The organism is Bartonella callosciuri (genome assembly GCF_014203215.1).
Lineage (GTDB): Bacteria > Pseudomonadota > Alphaproteobacteria > Rhizobiales > Rhizobiaceae > Bartonella > Bartonella callosciuri.
In genome coordinates this window covers 383,759-400,831 of sequence record NZ_JACHIM010000001.1, presented here as the reverse complement: position 1 = coordinate 400,831, position 17,073 = coordinate 383,759, and the positions used below count along the sequence as shown (strand labels likewise).

Genomic DNA, 17,073 nt, shown 5'->3' with positions numbered 1-17,073 from the left:
AGCCTATTGTGCTGCCTTTTCGTTAAGCTAAACAGATTTATTAAAGCGTACAAAATAGCAATACGCTTGTTTTTACAGCTTTTTCTTAAAATTGATAGCGTATTCTACCTGAAAACTTGCTCCTGATAGACCAGTTTTTTGAAGCTTTTGTTGATCTAACATCACCACGAAGCAAGACGCTTTGAGACAACTGTGCAGTGATACCAATCCACCTTCAAGCAAAGATCCCATAGGATCAAGGTTAAAGCTTCTGCCAATCTGGATGCTGCCATCATTACCAAAAGTTTTGATCAAGTTTACTTTTCCATAGAAAGACATGGGATGGTTATTTTCAGTGAAAACTGTTTTTTGTCAAACGTCCCCCAACACGGATCAACCATTGGGAAGGATTATTCATATCAATGGTAAAATTATCAGCATCTGTAAGGAGGATCAAACATCAAATATTGATAAGCAAGTTGTGCTTGAGGCTCAAAGGTTAAACCTTCCTTTTCGGTTGCAAATTGTTTGTCAATGGTGGTGGAAATGCTCAACATCTTAGCATTTTTCAATTTTGTGATTATTTCCAATGATAGCATTGGTGATATTGTCTTTTAGTATTCCATAAGACAAAAATGTATTAACGTATAGAGCATCGTTATGTTGTATAGTTCCGTAAGCTGTCAGTAACCATTATCCACTGTACTCTTCCTGGCATCTACTCTATCTTTCGGGATGAAAGACAGTTTTCTATAGGTGCCTAAAAGACCAAAACCTGTGATTGCGCTTTGTCCCTCACTTGCCACTAATGTCACACCGCCTTGTAGAGCGGCATAACAAATATCCGCGCCATAGCCATATTCGAGAGGACTACGCTTAGAGGATAAAGTTCCTATGCTTCCGTAAGTGTAGAGGAAGAAACTGGTTTGTTTTTCTTCTTCCTTTCCTAAGACTGATGTTCTCATATTGGCTAAAAGCACGTTTTGTTTAGCTATATCAGTTAATCCCGTGTAGAAGAGAGCATTTGGCATAACCAAATAGCTTGCCGTTTGTGGTACAGGGGTATGCACATTTGACTCCGGACCAGTATGAAAACCAGGAGTGGAACCAAGAAACTCGGGTTACAAACGGAAATCCCAGAAATTTTCCTTCTTTTCGTCAACCAAGTTTTGCTCAATATTAGCTTTTCCATGGCTTGACTCAGGTCCATAGGCACGCATTGTATACTTGTAGGGTAAATCATCTCTTGTGGTATGGCCATTTATCAGTTTGAAAGAATCTTCCTTTGCTTTCCCAGAAACGTGAATGAGTGAAAGACCATGCATATTAGAAGGAATGGAGTTATTTACTTTAACACATTGTTCTCTTCTAAGCGTCCAGTAACATAAACTGCTGTGGTTCCTGATACATCACCGTCAATGAGAAGCCTATCAGTTTTTTGATCAGCTATGGCAGTGCCATCACTCCATTCGGTGTTGAAATAAATTTTTGCATCTCCTGTTGCATTGTAGACTGCTGGGGTATCTGGTTTTCCAGATCCGATATGCAATGTATGAGAATGATCGTCTATTGGTCCATTAAAAACAATGGAGCTGTTGTTGAGATTTAGCACAGAAATATCAGAACGTGCTCTTTGAGCGATATCAAGCAGTTTGCCATCATCACCTTTTTCGTTTGTGCTGATCTTCAATGTGCATACCGTGTTGTTGCTCAGATCAAAGCGTCCTGTTCTGTCTTTAGCAATGTTTGCTTTGCTCTCTCGAGTGGAATGATCCACATTTAATGCGAAAGTACCATTGGAGATTGCCTTAACATCTTTACCATTCCACAACTTTTTATCTTCTTTTTATCTTCCCACAACTTTTTGTCCCCAAAAATACCATCTCCTAATAACACGTTGGCATGGATCTCTGAATTGTTAAGATTGACTGTGCCGATTGATGGAGTAGCATCATTTTCGATGTTTTTTTCAATAAAAGCTCCAACGAAAATTCCTGTGCCATTTTCAGCATGAAGCTTTGTATTGGTCAAATTGATTTCATTACTTTGGTATTTTTGTGGTTCCTCTAGAACCTCTAGATCAGAATTAGAGAAAGCTAGAAACTGCAAGCCAGCGATCCTTGCTGTTACAGAAACATTTGTGAGATCAATATGTCCCCCATATGTTACGATTAGTGCAACTTTTTTTGCTTCTATTTTATTTTCTACAGTACTTTGTGCTGCTTCAATATCACGATTAATCATCTTAATCGTAAGATTATTTCCTGCAAAGAGACCAACATCAAAATTTTGAATGGTTGTTTTACCCTTTAGTTCAATTAGACTATCAGGTTCCCCAACGTTTACACCAACGGTTTTTTTACTTTCACTACCGATTATTGTTAAATCTCCGCTAATGATTTTGCTTCCACCGTCTACGTAAAGACCTTCATCAACATTTTGAATGGTTGTTTTGCCCGTTAACGTAATTTTGCTACCAGAGTCACTTGTCCATACACCAGTGCGTAGTTCTTTGTTGAGGTCTGGATTGATTGTTTCACTATCGATTACTGGTAAATCTTCGCTTGTGATTTTACCACCATCAGCTGCTCCGAGACCGTTGAAGGTATTGTTAATTTTTGTATCGCCATGTAATTCAATTGTGCTGTTCATGCCAAGTGCATCGGTTCCCTTGTCATCCGTTGTAGTGCAACATTTGTGGCATCAATCCCGTCTACCGTTTTCTGCAAATAATGCCGTTTGTTTTCCGCTTACAGCTCCTCCTGTCCTTAGCAATTTGGGATTTTGGACCATCTGCATGGAGTCCATGACCATCAGATGATGTAAGTGTAGTTTTTTCATCTAAAGCAATAGTGCTGTCTTGCTTAGCGTAGACCCAATCAGTTTTTCCACTAAATGACCCTCCCGTTACCGTTATTACTGAGCTATCATTTGCAAGGATGCCTGTGTTTGCTTGTGTAACGCCCACGTTGTTCAAAGCTACGGTGCTTTTATCGGCATTTAGTCCCTTATCCATAAAGGCGTTATCTTTACCACTTGATATTGTTACGTTCTCCCGCTTATTTTTATCATTCTTGCTAGCGTTGAAAAGAGCACCAATTTGAGAAGCAGTAATGGAACCATCAGTCATCTTGATTGTAGCTCCATTTTGGATATCAAGACCGTTTACAACTTTTTCAATGGTTATTTTTCTATTTAACTCAACTTTACTATTATTGCTAGCCTTGATACCAGTGGTAGTTTTTTCGGATTCACTACCGATTATTGTTAAATTTCCGCTAACGATTTTGCTATCATTGGATGTATAAAAACCAATATCAACATTTTGAATGATTGTTTTTCCATTTAATTCAATCTTTCTATCAGAATCTTGGACTACTACACCAATACCTATACCGATTCCTTTTATCGTTAAATTTTCACTAACGATTTTACCATCTTTTTCTGCATAAAATCCGTTTTTAACTTTTTCAATGGTTGTTGTGCCTGTTAACTTAATTTCGCTACCAGAATCTTTCGATGTTACCCCAGTAAGGAATTTTTCAGCATCAGAAGAGACTATTTTAAAATCTTTGCCGTTGATTTTTCCACCGCCTGTTGCTTCAATTGCATCATAGGAATTTCCAGAGGCAGTTTTTTCTTCTCCATTTTCGACTTTAAGAATTTTGGCATATGTGTTGAAATGGGTGCTAAACAGCATGACAGCTACAGCAGCTGTACAGGATAAAAGAGCTTTTTTAGATATTGATATTTTCCTTAACTTATAAGCTCCATACATTCTTCCCCCTTTTACAAGAAGGGTATTAAATGAATGGTTGTTTTCAGGGTGACATAGATTAGTTTTATGTAAAATATAACAATAATTTTATATTAAAATATAAAATGTGACATTAATATTTATAATTAAATTCATTTTTTATTAATTATAAAATTTTAATATTATAATCTAATTATACATAAAAATATTTTTATTAATAATTTTTTTGTGTAATATTTATTGAAATATTTAAAATTACTTAAAAATTCTATAGTGATATCTTTCATTGTTTGTAAGCATCACTTTGTGCTAATCTTCATTCATTTATGATGAAAGAGAAAAAAAATAGAGAAGATGCTATAAGAAACTAGAAAAGAGAAAATGGGCAAGAGAGTAGCGGTATCTGCACAGCAATACACACGAAAAAGAAAGATTTTAGATGCTCTCGTTTCAGAATTAGAAGGGGAGGTTCTTTTTTGAGGAACTCTTAATAAATAGGGCTAGAAGTCTTAAAACGACCTGTGAGAGTCCTTTAAAAAAACCTTTGGGAAACATAAATTAGTACAAACCCTTGTGACAAATTATACAAAACCCGTCTGATAAGTTACACCGACAAACTACAAGTAAAATCCTTTGGAAAGCATTCTAAAAGAGAAAATGGTAGCGGAGGAGGGACTTGAACCCCCGACACAAGGATTATGATTCCTCTGCTCTAACCTACTGAGCTACTCCGCCAAAATGAACAAATATCATCAAAACTTATCTTCTGCGGATATAAGAGGTAGAATAGTGATATGTCAAGCATCGTTTTTTAGCTTTTCGCTTGTCATTCTACTTCATCCTCGATAAGGAATAAATGGAAATATATTTTTTATATGATGAGCAGGGTAAAACATAAAAATGATGCCACGTGTAGCTGTTTTAGGATGTGGTCATTGGGGTGGAAATCATATACGAACACTTCGAGGACTTGGGGCTTTAGCAGCAGTTTCTGATATAAATATTGAGCGTGCAGCAAGTTTTGCTTGCATGTATGGTGTTGAAGCCATTGCGCCTGAAGATCTTTTTGCTCAGGAAGATATTGATGCGTTAGTGTTAGCATTACCTCCACAATTTCATACAGAAAATGTTCTGCGTGCTGTTAAAAATGGCAAAGATGTTTTGGTTGAAAAACCAATAGCCTTGAATATAGCCGATGCTGAGCATCAAGTTCAGGTTGCTGGTGAATACGGACGAATTTTTATGGTAGGACATATTTTGCGCTTTCACCCCGCTTTTGAAAAAATATCTGAATTGGTTGAAAAGGGAGAACTGGGTGATGTGCGTTATATTTATTCTCACCGATTAGGTTTTGGAAAATTTCATACACAAAGCGATACTTTATGGGATCTTTCTCCTCATGACCTTTCAATGATTTTAGCTTTGACAGGATGTGAACCTTCTAAAGTTCACGGTGAGGGAGCTGCTGTCATTAATCAGCACTCTGATTTTGCCCATATTCATATGACTTTTCCAAATGGTATACGAAGCCATCTTTTCACTTCACGTCTTAGCCCTTATCGTGAAAGGCGTTTAACAATTGTTGGAACAAAGGCTATACTCGTTTTTAATGATATGGAACCATGGAACCGTAAATTGGCATTGCACCGTTTTGCAGTTTGGAAGGAGAATCAGGAGTGGAACTTTAACATTGATGAATTGAATTACATTGATGTTTGTGAAAATCTGCCACTTACTTGTGAATTGCAACATTTCCTTCATTGTATTAAAACGCGTCAACCACCTCGCACGAATGGCGATGATGCTATTGCTGTTTTACGGATTTTAACCGCTGCTAGTGTCAATTATCATAGATAAATGGAGATAATAAGTAGTATTTTTGCATTGTTGTGATTAATGGAGTTAATATGCAATTCATCGACCTTGGGGCGCAGCGTGCGCGCATTGAAGATAAAGTTAATGCTGCGATTGCCTATGTGGTCGCCAGTGGTAAGTATATTTTGGGGCCAAAAGTAACAGAGTTTGAAGAGCGGTTGGCAGATTATCTTGGCGTTAAACATGTGGTTGCATGTGCTAATGGAACTGATGCCTTGAAAATGCCTCTTATGGCTAAAAATATTGGTCCAGGTGATGCTGTTTTTTGTCCTAGTTTCACGTTTTCCGCAACTGCTGAAGTGGTTGCGTTGGTGGGGGCTGAACCTGTTTTTGTTGATGTTTCTCCTGATACATTCAATATTGATGTTGAAAAACTGTGTGAAGCAATAGAAATGGTAAAAAAAGAGGGACGTCTTAAACCAAAAGCAATTATTGCTGTTGATTTGTTTGGCCTTCCTGCTGATTATGTACAAATTTCTAAAATAGCGATAAAGGAAAATCTTTTTGTTATTGAAGATGCTGCTCAATCGATGGGAGGCAGAAGGGGTAATATTATGTGCGGAGCTTTTGGTGATGTGGCCGCGACAAGTTTTTATCCTGCAAAACCATTAGGGTGTTATGGCGATGGAGGTGCTATGATGACCAATGATGACAATTTAGCAGCACTTTTACGTTCTATTTTGTTTCATGGTAAAGGTGAAACGCAATATGATAATGTGCGTATCGGCATAAATTCGCGTCTAGACACAATTCAAGCTGCAATTTTGCTAGAAAAATTTGTCATCTTTGAAGATGAGATGGAAAAGCGTGTAGAGATTGCGCAATATTATTCCAATAGTTTAAGAGATATTGTTGCCGTTCCACAAGTGGAAGAGCGAGAGCGTTGTGCTTATGCACAATATACTATTAAGGTGAAAGAGCGGGATAAACTCAAAGAATATTTGCAGAAAAATTCTATTCCTACAATGGTTTATTATAAAACTCCATTGCACCAACAACTAGCTTATAAACATTTTCCTTATGTAAAAAATTCTCTTTCCGTTTCGGAATCTTTAAGTGATTGTGTTTTAAGTTTACCTATGCACCCTTATTTGACAAAAACTGATCAGGATATGATTATCCAGCGAATAAGAGATTTTTATCGCTTTTGAGAGAATGTTTCTGTTTTTAAAGCACTTGGTGGGCTTTATTTTGATTATATTTTGTGGGAGGTATTCTTTTGATTTTTTATTAAAAAATCAAAGTTAGCATGTATTCTGTTAAAAGAGAAGCTTACATGTAAAGAGCATGTTTTATGTTGTTTTCTCTCAATATGATAACGAATTGTTTGCGTTGGAGAAGATACAGGTAACGTTTATCAACCCAAATACTTACTTAAGTCATTTTAAAAAGATAACTTATGTAAAGGGTGTTTTTTTGCTGCAGGTTATTTTTTTGTGGATACGCGATGCCAGGTCATCTTTGCTTTTAGAATTTTGAAGCAATGTGTTGATAGGTGAAGATTTGCCTTCTTGAAGTGCTATTTGGGCAGCTAATGTTGCTGCTAGTTCCTTTGTTTCTTCACGCAGTTCATCTAGGAGTTGATGGCTTGTCGTGGGGTCAAGTTCATCGATTTCGATTTGTTTTAAACGTTGCTGATAATGTGCAATTTTTTCACGCATGGTTTTAATTTCCATTATAAAAGTGTTTGTGGTAACAGCACCTTGTTTGATCGCAATAAATTCTTTTGGGGAGGAAGAAGTGTCTTGTGTGGGAAGATATAATCGGTAAAGTTGTTCTGTTACTTGGCTAAGTTGTATTTTCTGTTGGGCATATTTTTTTTGCAAAGAGTCGTATTTTTGTTCGTTGTGCGCTAATTCTACAGCATGTTGAGCACAGAGAAAATCGTAGTTTGCTTGTATTTCAGTGTGTGATAACGGGATTTGTGTAGAAACAAATTTATGCGCAAAATAAATAGCTTTGCACCAAATGAGGGGGGCAAAAAGTATGAGTAATAAGGAAGTGGAGGCGACTCCAAGAATAAAAAACAGAAGAGATTGAATAAGCATAATTCCCCTTTTCAATAAGATTCCGTTCAAAATGGATTCCATGTCGGTGTAGGTGTTAGTTTTAAATATCCCACATTAATGCCAAGACGTGCACCAACTCCTGTACGTACTGGAATTAATAAGACATTGTTCCGTTTAAGAACGTGAAAACCAACACCAGCAATTAAATAGGCCGAACCTGAAATACCACCATAGCGCCCCCATAAATTATTTATATTATTAAGATCGTAAACTAAGATCATTAAACGAGAACCTTGTCCGCCAAAATCCCAGCCAACAGAGGGGCCTTGCCAAAAAACCTTATGCTGACCATAGATTTTGGTAAAAATTCGTCCTTCTCCATAGGTTAACCCAGCAAAAAAAGCACCAGAAGCTTCTTCCCCTAAAATATAGGCATTTGGATAACCATATTGTAAAAAGATATTTTGAACGGCTACTGCTATACCACCAGCAGTTTTTCCAAAAAAAGTATGACCAGAATCGATAATTTCTTGCAGCGAATAGTGAGGTTCGTTTTCTTTTAGTGTTCGCAGATGGGCATTGGCAGCGTTTATGATTACGAATAAAAGAAAGATTAAAGATACAATGGTTTTGTTCCAGCGTTTTAGAAGAGAGAGAGCCATAGAGTTTTTTCCTTTTATTAGTTACAAACAGAGAAATAATATTAGAATTTTTTTTCTATTCAAATAAAAAATAATTTGTAGAGTTATTTAAATTATTGAATTTATTTCTAAAAAAGACTCTAATGTAATTGTTAAAGTTTCTTATCTTTATGCATTGGATGTTAAGAATTTTGCTTTAAAATGAAGCTTATTTTAAATCTAGGAGTTTTCAAATAATTATGACGTTAGCTGTTTCTTTGAAGCCTATGGATCTTGCTGCTTTGCTTTGTAGTCGTATTTGCCATGACTTGATTTCACCTGTTGGCGCTATTCAAAATGCGATGGAGCTCTATGATGAAGGGGGAGCTGAAGAGGATGCTTTGCAATTGTTGCGTTGGTCTATTGCTAGTGCTTCAGCACGTCTACAATTTGCGCGATTGGCTTTTGGTTTTTCCGGAGCAGGTGGGGAAGAAATAGATACACGTTTTGCTGAACAGGTTGCTCAACAATATATGAAGGAAGAAAAAGCAACTTTAAAATGGCAAGTTCCTTCTCTGCTTTTGCCGAAAAATGAAGTTAAACTTTTGCTTAATTTATTATTGATTGCAAATGCAACAGCTTCTCGTGGGGGTGAAATTGTTGTTATGATTTTACAGAATGAAAATAAACGTTTTTTTCGATTCGAGATTTGCGGTAAAGTTTTACGTATACCTTCTCATTTTATTGCGTTATATAATGGCAATGTTCAAGAAGAACTTATCGATGCTCATGTTATTCAATTCTATTACACAGTTTTACTTGCTGAGATGACAGATATGAAGATAAACATCGCTGAAACTGATAGTTGTCTTACTTTGGAAGGTGTAAAAAATCTTTGAATAAGAAAGAAGTACTTAAGCTGTGTTGGAAGAAGATGGCTTAGACTGTCTCCATGAGTGACAAGATAATATCTGCAAACGAGGCTTTTAGATTTCTAAAATCTTAAGCACTCTCTATAGATAAGAGACTTTGCGTGTGGCGAGCCTCGGTATTACGAAAGAAAAAAGATCTCGGCCCGCTACACTCCGAGATTTTATAATGTGCATTTTCACTGCTTAAGCGGTTTTACGGACGTTTTCTTCAACTGGATCACGTAACACATAACCACGTCCCCAAACTGTATCAATATAGTTTACACGAGAAGAGACTGCTTCCAATTTCTTCCGTAGCTTACAGATAAAGACATCGATAATTTTAAGTTCTGGTTCATCCATTCCACCGTAGAGATGATTGAGAAACATTTCCTTGGTGAGTGTGGTACCTTTGCGCAGAGAGAGAAGCTCTAGCATTTGATACTCTTTACCAGTTAAATGAACAGGATGTCCAGCAACTTCGACTGTTTTTGCATCAAGGTTAACTGTAAGATCACCGGTAACAATGACGGATTGCGCATGTCCTTTTGAGCGACGAACAACCGCATGAATACGTGCAATCAACTCATCTTTATGGAACGGCTTCGTCATATAATCATCTGCACCAAAGCCAAAACCGCGTACCTTGTCTTCAATTGCATTCATTCCAGAAAGGATGAGGACAGGGGTTTTTATTTTTGCCAATCGCAGGGTCCGCAAGACGTCATAGCCTGACATATCAGGCAGATTCAAATCAAGCAAGATGATATCATAATCATAAAGTTTCCCTAAATCGACTCCTTCTTCACCTAGATCAGTGATATAGACATTAAAGTTTGCTGATTTTAGCATTAACTCAATGCTTTGAGTCATTGCTTTATCATCTTCAATTAATAATACGCGCATTTTAGATCCCTCACTTTGCCCCTTACGAATCAGAAGGAGCACTTTTATCTTATAACAGTCGGTAAAACCACTGTTGATAAAAAAATCATTAAATCAAACACTTATATACAAGTGCTTATGAATATTTCAGTAGTACGCGTAACAATCACCACCGAATCCCCCACTATCGATGATAGTGGTTAACAAAATATTTTTATTTTTGAAAGAGGTTCACAAAATTATTTCAGAAAAATCCAATATTTTTGAATTTGATAAAAAAATGCAGTGTTTTTCTACTAACTTTAATATTTAAAAAAACCTTTTAATAAATTTTTTTAAACTACTTTTTTACAATTTTAGTGTTTATTTGCTGAGCTTTAAACCTCCTTGCTCTACAGTGGGGACAAAGATAAAGAAATGATTATTTTTTCTTTAATGCAAATTCTATTCACTAATGATTTAGGGAAAGCCAAAATTATAACTTTAAGTTGAAAAATGGATTTTTCTTTGGAAAGAGTCTAACTGGAAGTTTATGTTAAAAGGTGAATGAGAATTTTGAGTTGGCGTAATCAAGGAGTAGTAAGTATGAAGTCACGGGCAAGTATGGTGAGATTGAAGATATTTCAAGTGCGTGGGAGGCGTCGTGAAATTGCACAGCTTGAGATGATGATCGCAGAATTTGAGCGAATGGTTCTAGAACTGGAAGCGCAAATTATTCATGAAGAACGTAAATCTGGAAACAATGATGTGCATCATTTTGCTTATTCTGCTTTTGCTCGTGCAGCACGGCAAAGACGGGATAATCTTGTAAACTCGATTCGTGATTTGCAACTTCAAAAAACAAATGCTGAAATTGCTCTCCATGAAGCCAATACGGAGTTGCAACGTGCCCAGCTCCTTGAAGCGCGGGAAAAGAAAGCAACAGCAGATGATGAGGGTATTTTAATTCAATCTAAATCAATGACTGGATAATAAAAGCTTAGCGTTTGAAGGGTAATTCTTTGAGATGCTTATGTGATGAAACATGAAAAAACAACCAAACTTTTATCAAGTTTGGTTGTTTTTAAGCCGTTATCGAATCATTATCAAAGGCGACTAATGCCTGTAATGTTGGATTCGGGTTGTTCGCAATCCAGCTAAACCGTGTTCATCGATCAAACTTTGCCATGAAAGAAACTCTTCTACGGTTAAAGTATAGCGTTGACACGCCTCATCAAGACTTAACAATCCACCTCTCACAGCTGCAACAACTTCAGCTTTACGACGGATCACCCAGCGCCTTGTTGTTTTTGGCGGTAGATCGGCGATTGTCAGTGGACTTCCATCTGGTCCAATAACGTATTTCATTTGTGTTTTTATCAAATTGGTCATTATATCCTCTACCTTTAGTCAAGGACTCGACTCGTTTGTAAAACAGGAAATTTAAAAAAGAGCTAAACACGTTGAAAGAAAAAATTAATAAAGTAAGCCAGCACGTGAAAATATGACACAAAGTGCGGTGCGTAGAACAGCCTCTTGCGATGTCTTGGTCAAAGTTTTAAAACAAAGAGTAAAAGTAATTCTCATTGTGCCTTATTTCTATCACTCTTTTTTGTTTGCAGCAGGTTTTAAGAAAGTAATGCATTGGTTGTAGAAAAGATAAAAAAGCAATATAAATATAAAAGAACAATGAATAGCGCACATAAGAACCTTAACGAATGGATGTCCATTAAATAGAGAATGAATACATGGTTTTGAACAGTCTTGATTTACCAGGACAACCTGAGAACTCCCGTATTGTTGTAGCGATGTCTGGGGGGGTTGATTCATCGGTTGTTGCAGGCCTTTTGAAAAAGGAAGGATATAATGTCATTGGGATTACGTTGCAGCTTTATGATCATGGGGCTGCGACACATCGGGTAGGGGCGTGTTGTGCTGGACAAGATATTGAAGATGCGCGCCGCGTGGCAGAGACATTGGGTATATCTCATTATGTTCTTGATTATGAAAAGCGATTTCGTGAAGCTGTGATTGATCCTTTTGCAGAAAGTTATGCACACGGGGAGACTCCTGTGCCATGTGTGGCGTGTAATCAGACTGTTAAGTTTGCTGATTTATTAGCAACTGCACGTGAATTAGGTGCAGATGCTTTAGCAACAGGCCATTATATTCGTTCGCGCCCTCATGGTGCGCATCGGGCACTCTTTCGTCCTCTCGATGCTGATCGCGATCAGAGTTATTTTCTGTTCGCAACGACACAAGAGCAGATTGATTATTTGCGTTTTCCACTTGGTGATCTTCCAAAAGCACGTGTTCGGGAAATAGCAGCGGAAATGGGCCTTGTTGTTGCCAATAAGCATGACAGTCAAGATATTTGTTTTGTTCCGCAAGGAAGATATTCTGATGTTATCACAAAATTGCGTCCAGAATCTGCTAATCCTGGAGTTATTATGCATATCGATGGGCAGGTTTTAGGAAAACATTCAGGAATTGTTAATTATACTGTTGGTCAACGTCGTGGGATTGGCGTGGCAACGGGTGAAGCGCTTTATGTGGTTTATCTCGATGTGGAAAATGCGCGCGTTATTGTTGGTCCACGTGAAATGTTGGAAACACATAAGCTCTTTTTGCGTGATATGAATTGGCTTGGTGATGAGAAATTAGATAATTTTCCTCTCGAGGGAATTGAGGTGGCTGTAAAAGTTCGTTCAACACGTCCTCCTCATCTTGCTCGTTTGCATTATCAAGAGGGTGTTTTTTCCGTTGACTTGTTGGAACGTGAAAATGCTGTGGCACCAGGGCAAGCTTGTGTTCTTTATGATAGAAATGACAATGAAGCACGTGTTCTTGGAGGAGGATTTGTAACCCATTCACAACGTGCAGCTGATACGGAAGACATGCTAAAACGTGTTTTGTGCAAGCTCGAAACAACACCTTCTGTGGCTTCTGAATTTAAAACAACCGCTTCTTATAAATAGAAGCGACACACATTATGGGATTGTTTTACAATTTAAAGTGTTATCATTTTTAGTAAAGCTTATAAAAATCGGTAAAATGAGTGAGTGCAATGCCTGATGCCTGTGGCAACATTGAGGCTATCGAAGCCGGGAGTCATGGGAATACGTAAGGTTTTTGATTTCTGTAGCACATGGGTTGGTAAGCTATCACCTTCTGTTCCCAAAATAATCGTTGTCCTTTTGGGTGTTTTTGTTTGCTTGAGAGTATTTGGAGCGGAGGGAGAAAGTGCATAAGGATGAAAATCCGTATCGTTTAAAGCTTCTAGAATGTGACGAATATCAGCGCCTTGCGTATAGAGTACTTTTAGAACTGCGCCAGCAGAAATTCTGATTGATTTGAGATAAAGTGGATCACATGAGGTTTTGTCAATGATAATACCATTGCTGGCAAAGACAGCTGCATTACGAAAAATGGGTCCCATATTATCGTGATTATAAATACCACATAAAATCAGAATCAAAGCTTTTTCTGGAAGATCTTGTAAAAATTTTTGCAACGATGGTAGTATTCTATGTTTGCCTATACCGAGTATACCACGGTGAATATGGAAGCCTACAATGTCATCCATGATTTTTTGCTGGACACAATAAATGGGACATGTTGGCTGTGTTTTTTCTAAAAGGGGCATAAGTCCAGGAGGGCGTTCTTTTACCATGAGCAGTGAGAGAGCAGAAAATTCTTTTGAATGCAGCAATGCTGATAATATTACTTTACCTTCAGCAATAAATTGTTGTTGTCTTCCAACAAGATCTTTTTCACGAATATTATTATAGTTTCTCAGACGTGGATCATCAGTTTTGTGGCTTGTTGTGCTATTCAAATGCATACGGGGCTTTTAGCGCTGTTTTTTCCAAATTGTTAGATGTTGAATATTTGCTTTATTTTTGGATGGAGACATTATTTTAAACTAAATAGTAGAATTTGTGTTGACAATATACAACCATAGGTATAGTATGAAAATACCGAGTACGGTACAATGTATTTTGTTCTCGTATCGGGTACAGAGCCTTAGGTCCCCGCTATTTCCTAAGGTCTGTATCCCCTTAATTCCTAAGGGAAAAGAATCTGGGTCCCCAATGCCCAGATTCTTTTTTAGGGAAGAGCTTTCTTTTTTTGTTCCTGAAAATGATTTTTAAGTTATTTTAGAAATACTGTTTCTTTGATACAGGCGAGGGTAGAGTGGTCGCAGTAGTTTGCTGAACGGCCTTTTTATGCTGTTTGCAATGATGTTACTATGTTGATTGATTTGATATCATAAAAAATTTGATAAATGGTGCGTAAGTGTGATGTAGTTGCGCAAGAATAACAGGTAATTTTGATCATCAGGCAGATGGGGTATAAGCAGCTTAAAAACTTTTAAAAAGTTGATAATGGGGATGGTGTGTTTGATTTCTCTTAACGGTGATTTGTTTCTTATTTGCATAATATCTGCATTATTATATCCTTTTTGTTATGTTGTATAATAGAGCCAGTTGCTGGAAATGATAATAGTGGGTTGTGAAGGTCCGCTTTAGTGTATTCTGTTGTACTATGGACGACATGACGAAAATAGCATTTATGGCTGAAGATGTTCTTGCTTGAAGATGTTCTTTCTTATTGAGTGAAGAAGAGGGTGTGGTTATGGAGGGAAAAATCAATTTACAAAGTTTAACTTTATACTCTATTTTTGTTTCTTGTATCGTTTTTGCTTTGAAATATTGGGCATATTATATCACTGGTTCGATTGCACTTTATTCTGATGCATTGGAATCAATCGTCAATATATTTGCTACATTGGCAGCATGGTGGGCTGTTAAAGTCAGTATGAAGCCGGCGGATCATAATCATCCTTTTGGACATCATAAGGCGGAATATTTTTCTGCGATTCTTGAAGGAATCTTGATTATTATTGCTGCAGTGATAATTTTAAAAGAAGCATGGATGGCTCTTTCAACCATTAAATTATTGCAGAAACCTGGAATATGGCTTGTTATTCATCTTGTTGCAAGTGTCATAAATTACCTGTGGGGTTGGCTTTTAATTCAGCAGGGGAGAATCCACCGCTCCCCGGCTCTTAAAGCTGATGGGATGCATTTCATAACAGATGTTTTTACTTCGCTTGCTATTTTAATTGGTTTGGTTGCTGGTTTTTTCGGTGGATGGAGTATTTTGGATCCGATTTTAGCGATAATTGTTGCCGTTAATATTCTTTTGCAGGGCTGGAAGCTCATTAACAGTGCTGTTCAAGGGTTAATGGATGTTGGCGTTGAATTGAATGAAACTATGCGGATTCGTGAACTTATTTCTGCAAATGCCCATGGTGCACTTGAAGTACATGACTTGCTTACGCGTGTTGCTGGGAGAATTACTTTTATAGAATTTCATTTGGTTGTGCCAGCAGCAATGTCAGTAGGGGAAGCACATAAAATTTGCGATAAAATTGAAGGTGTTCTGCAAAAAGAATTTGATAATGTGCGTACTTCCATTCATGTTGAGCCTGAAGATGAGGCGAAGTTGCCTCCAGGTACGACAATGATTCCTTTTATTTAAAATAACTTTCCCAATTATCTGTGAGTGCGTAAAATGTTGTGCTTCAGGATGACGATATAAGGCATCTTTATACATATTAAAAATACAATGTTTGTTTGTGTCTGATTTTGTTTTTTACATCAACCAAGCAAAGAATAAAGTTAAACTGAGTATTAAGGGAAAGACTTGCTCGGTGAGATTGGGAAGTGAAATACATAAGGGGTCAGCAGATGAAACTCACTCAAAAGAAATCGCTTTGCCATCAGACTGGTGGTTAAGAAACTGCTTCTTTTTTGTGTAAGGAGGAGACTGAATTGTTATTTTAAGAGATAGGAAGCAAAGATATTTTTAGTGTTTTGTTGTTTTTGTAACTTTGCTGCTGTCTTTACAAAATGTTTAAAGATTAATTATTTCGGTACACGCTATTTCATTTTTTTTATTGATAAGACTATAACGTTGCAGTTGGCAGCGCCATTTAGGACTTTCACCGTCAATGGCAAATAAATTGAAGCTTGCGGGTGGAGTATTGTAGCCAAAAGCTTGCGATGCAGAAGAAACACCAATAATAGGGATTTTTCCCCTTGTGCCTTTAATAGTATTTAATGTAGGCAGGTGGGTATGTCCATGAAGAACAAGTTCGCATCCATGGTTTTTGATAACGTTTAAAAAACGTTCAATACCCCATAATTTTTTATGCCAAGAGGTTGCATGATGAAAGGGAGGATGATGTATCATGACCACACGAAAAAGATGGCGCGCCCCAGCTTCGTTTAAAAGTTGCGATAAAATGTGCGCTTGCATTTTACCAAAATAGCCGGAAGCTTGAAAAGGTGGTGTAGCAATAGCTGAGGAAGCACCTATAATAGCAATATTTTTGCGAATGCGCATATAAGGAAAAGGAAGGAAAGGCTTTGGAGGGAAATCCCCTGTGATCCAAGGTTGAAAGAGAGTATAGGCTTTTTGAAATGCTCCACGGACATAAGCGTCATGATTGCCAAATATTAGAGAAATATTTTGCGGCTGTCCTTGGTTAAGTAACCAATTACGGGCTTGCTCAAATTCTTTATCGAGAGCGAGATTGACAAGATCACCAGAGATTACAAGATGGTCAGGATTTGTCTTTTTTAAGGACTCCATTAAAGTTTCTAGGACATTTTTTGCTATTTGGTCCTTACGTTTTTTTTGCCAATTAAGATAGCCGGTAAGGCGCTTCCCACAAAGTTCATAAAGGGAAGGTTGTGGTAGAGGTGAAAGATGCACATCTGATATATGGGCAAGATAAAACATAGATGTTAGCATAGCGTTGAAAACGATTTAGGCAATAAAAAAGAGTATAAGATAAACTGGTGCATTTTTGAGGTAGGTGAGGATTGTGAAATGAAACAATAATTTGTCGAAAATCCTAAGAAAAGCGTTTGAGAAAGTTGTACGTCATTGGTTCTTAAATGACAAACAGGTAGTGTAATACACCTTGCGATTATATGTATATCGTTTTGTAGGATATGCTGCATTTTAAAATTGTAGCGTAGATT

At 37.3% G+C, this 17,073-nt stretch carries 11 protein-coding genes, 1 tRNA gene and 2 pseudogenes; 6 read left to right on the top strand and 8 right to left on the bottom strand.

The features are described 5' to 3' along the window. Positions 1 to 85 precede the first annotated feature (85 nt). Both HNQ69_RS08295 and HNQ69_RS01710 read right to left on the bottom strand, forming a co-directional pair. Positions 86 to 3,757: pseudogene (locus tag HNQ69_RS08295) on the bottom strand (autotransporter domain-containing protein). A gap of 637 nt (positions 3,758 to 4,394) precedes the next feature. Continuing rightward, positions 4,395 to 4,471 (bottom strand) — tRNA-Met (locus HNQ69_RS01710). Between the two features lie 165 nt (positions 4,472 to 4,636). Between HNQ69_RS01710 and HNQ69_RS01705 the strand changes: the two genes are divergently transcribed. Next, positions 4,637 to 5,593: a Gfo/Idh/MocA family protein gene (locus HNQ69_RS01705; protein WP_183228368.1), complete on the top strand. Its 957-nt coding sequence runs from the start codon at positions 4,637 to 4,639 to the stop codon at positions 5,591 to 5,593. Positions 5,594 to 5,643: 50 nt separating this feature from the next. Continuing rightward, a complete protein-coding gene (locus HNQ69_RS01700; RefSeq protein ID WP_183228367.1) occupies positions 5,644 to 6,762 on the top strand; it encodes a DegT/DnrJ/EryC1/StrS family aminotransferase in 1,119 nt (372 codons plus the stop codon). Positions 6,763 to 7,008: 246 nt separating this feature from the next. On the opposite strand, the gene HNQ69_RS01695 is transcribed toward HNQ69_RS01700, so the two are convergent. Further along, on the bottom strand, positions 7,009 to 7,659 hold the full coding sequence (locus HNQ69_RS01695) for a hypothetical protein (protein ID WP_183228366.1): 651 nt from the start codon (positions 7,657 to 7,659) through the stop codon (positions 7,009 to 7,011). 26 nt (positions 7,660 to 7,685) lie between these two features. Continuing rightward, positions 7,686 to 8,282, bottom strand: a complete 597-nt coding sequence (locus HNQ69_RS01690; protein WP_183228365.1) for a DUF1134 domain-containing protein — start codon at positions 8,280 to 8,282, stop codon at positions 7,686 to 7,688. Positions 8,283 to 8,500: 218 nt separating this feature from the next. Between HNQ69_RS01690 and chpT the strand changes: the two genes are divergently transcribed. After that, the gene (gene chpT, locus HNQ69_RS01685; protein WP_183228364.1) at positions 8,501 to 9,139 is read left to right on the top strand and encodes a histidine phosphotransferase ChpT; all 639 of its coding nucleotides are present in this window, start codon (positions 8,501 to 8,503) and stop codon (positions 9,137 to 9,139) included. A 216-nt stretch (positions 9,140 to 9,355) separates the two neighbouring features. On the opposite strand, the gene ctrA is transcribed toward chpT, so the two are convergent. After that, positions 9,356 to 10,057 carry a response regulator transcription factor CtrA gene (gene ctrA, locus HNQ69_RS01680; protein ID WP_183228363.1) on the bottom strand — a complete coding sequence of 234 codons (702 nt, stop codon included), beginning with the start codon at positions 10,055 to 10,057 and terminating at the stop codon, positions 9,356 to 9,358. Positions 10,058 to 10,621: 564 nt separating this feature from the next. On the opposite strand from ctrA, the gene HNQ69_RS01675 reads away from it, so the two are divergent. Further along, on the top strand, positions 10,622 to 11,008 hold the full coding sequence (locus HNQ69_RS01675; RefSeq protein ID WP_183228362.1) for a flagellar export protein FliJ: 387 nt from the start codon (positions 10,622 to 10,624) through the stop codon (positions 11,006 to 11,008). A gap of 123 nt (positions 11,009 to 11,131) precedes the next feature. Here HNQ69_RS01675 and sciP read toward each other — a convergent pair whose 3' ends face one another. Then, positions 11,132 to 11,407, bottom strand: a complete 276-nt coding sequence (gene sciP / locus HNQ69_RS01670) for a CtrA inhibitor SciP (protein WP_004863244.1) — start codon at positions 11,405 to 11,407, stop codon at positions 11,132 to 11,134. 356 nt (positions 11,408 to 11,763) lie between these two features. Between sciP and mnmA the strand changes: the two genes are divergently transcribed. After that, positions 11,764 to 12,993 carry a tRNA 2-thiouridine(34) synthase MnmA gene (mnmA, locus tag HNQ69_RS01665; RefSeq protein ID WP_183228361.1) on the top strand — a complete coding sequence of 410 codons (1,230 nt, stop codon included), beginning with the start codon at positions 11,764 to 11,766 and terminating at the stop codon, positions 12,991 to 12,993. 49 nt (positions 12,994 to 13,042) lie between these two features. Here the strand turns inward: mnmA and HNQ69_RS01660 are convergent. Next, positions 13,043 to 13,859 (bottom strand): annotated as a pseudogene (locus tag HNQ69_RS01660) (TrmH family RNA methyltransferase). Between the two features lie 794 nt (positions 13,860 to 14,653). On the opposite strand from HNQ69_RS01660, the gene HNQ69_RS01655 reads away from it, so the two are divergent. Continuing rightward, positions 14,654 to 15,562 (top strand): cation diffusion facilitator family transporter, encoded by a 909-nt coding sequence (locus HNQ69_RS01655; RefSeq protein WP_183228360.1) that lies wholly within the window; start codon positions 14,654 to 14,656, stop codon positions 15,560 to 15,562. Between the two features lie 375 nt (positions 15,563 to 15,937). Here the strand turns inward: HNQ69_RS01655 and HNQ69_RS01650 are convergent, their stop codons facing one another. Beyond that, complete coding sequence (locus tag HNQ69_RS01650; RefSeq protein WP_183228359.1) at positions 15,938 to 16,840, bottom strand: metallophosphoesterase family protein; 903 nt, start codon at positions 16,838 to 16,840, stop codon at positions 15,938 to 15,940. Positions 16,841 to 17,073: the final 233 nt, after the last annotated feature.

Excerpts from the sequence above, each read along its gene's own strand:
- HNQ69_RS01650 (WP_183228359.1), bottom strand. The coding sequence starts at position 16,840 with ATGCTAACATCTATGTTTTATCTTGCCCATATATCAGATGTGCATCTT.
- ctrA (WP_183228363.1), bottom strand. The coding sequence starts at position 10,057 with ATGCGCGTATTATTAATTGAAGATGATAAAGCAATGACTCAAAGCATT.
- chpT (WP_183228364.1), top strand. The coding sequence starts at position 8,501 with ATGACGTTAGCTGTTTCTTTGAAGCCTATGGATCTTGCTGCTTTGCTT.
- sciP (WP_004863244.1), bottom strand. The coding sequence starts at position 11,407 with ATGACCAATTTGATAAAAACACAAATGAAATACGTTATTGGACCAGAT.
- HNQ69_RS01705 (WP_183228368.1), top strand. The coding sequence starts at position 4,637 with ATGATGCCACGTGTAGCTGTTTTAGGATGTGGTCATTGGGGTGGAAAT.
- HNQ69_RS01695 (WP_183228366.1), bottom strand. The coding sequence starts at position 7,659 with ATGCTTATTCAATCTCTTCTGTTTTTTATTCTTGGAGTCGCCTCCACT.
- mnmA (WP_183228361.1), top strand. The coding sequence starts at position 11,764 with ATGGTTTTGAACAGTCTTGATTTACCAGGACAACCTGAGAACTCCCGT.
- HNQ69_RS01675 (WP_183228362.1), top strand. The coding sequence starts at position 10,622 with ATGAAGTCACGGGCAAGTATGGTGAGATTGAAGATATTTCAAGTGCGT.
- HNQ69_RS01690 (WP_183228365.1), bottom strand. The coding sequence starts at position 8,282 with ATGGCTCTCTCTCTTCTAAAACGCTGGAACAAAACCATTGTATCTTTA.
- HNQ69_RS01655 (WP_183228360.1), top strand. The coding sequence starts at position 14,654 with ATGGAGGGAAAAATCAATTTACAAAGTTTAACTTTATACTCTATTTTT.
- HNQ69_RS01700 (WP_183228367.1), top strand. The coding sequence starts at position 5,644 with ATGCAATTCATCGACCTTGGGGCGCAGCGTGCGCGCATTGAAGATAAA.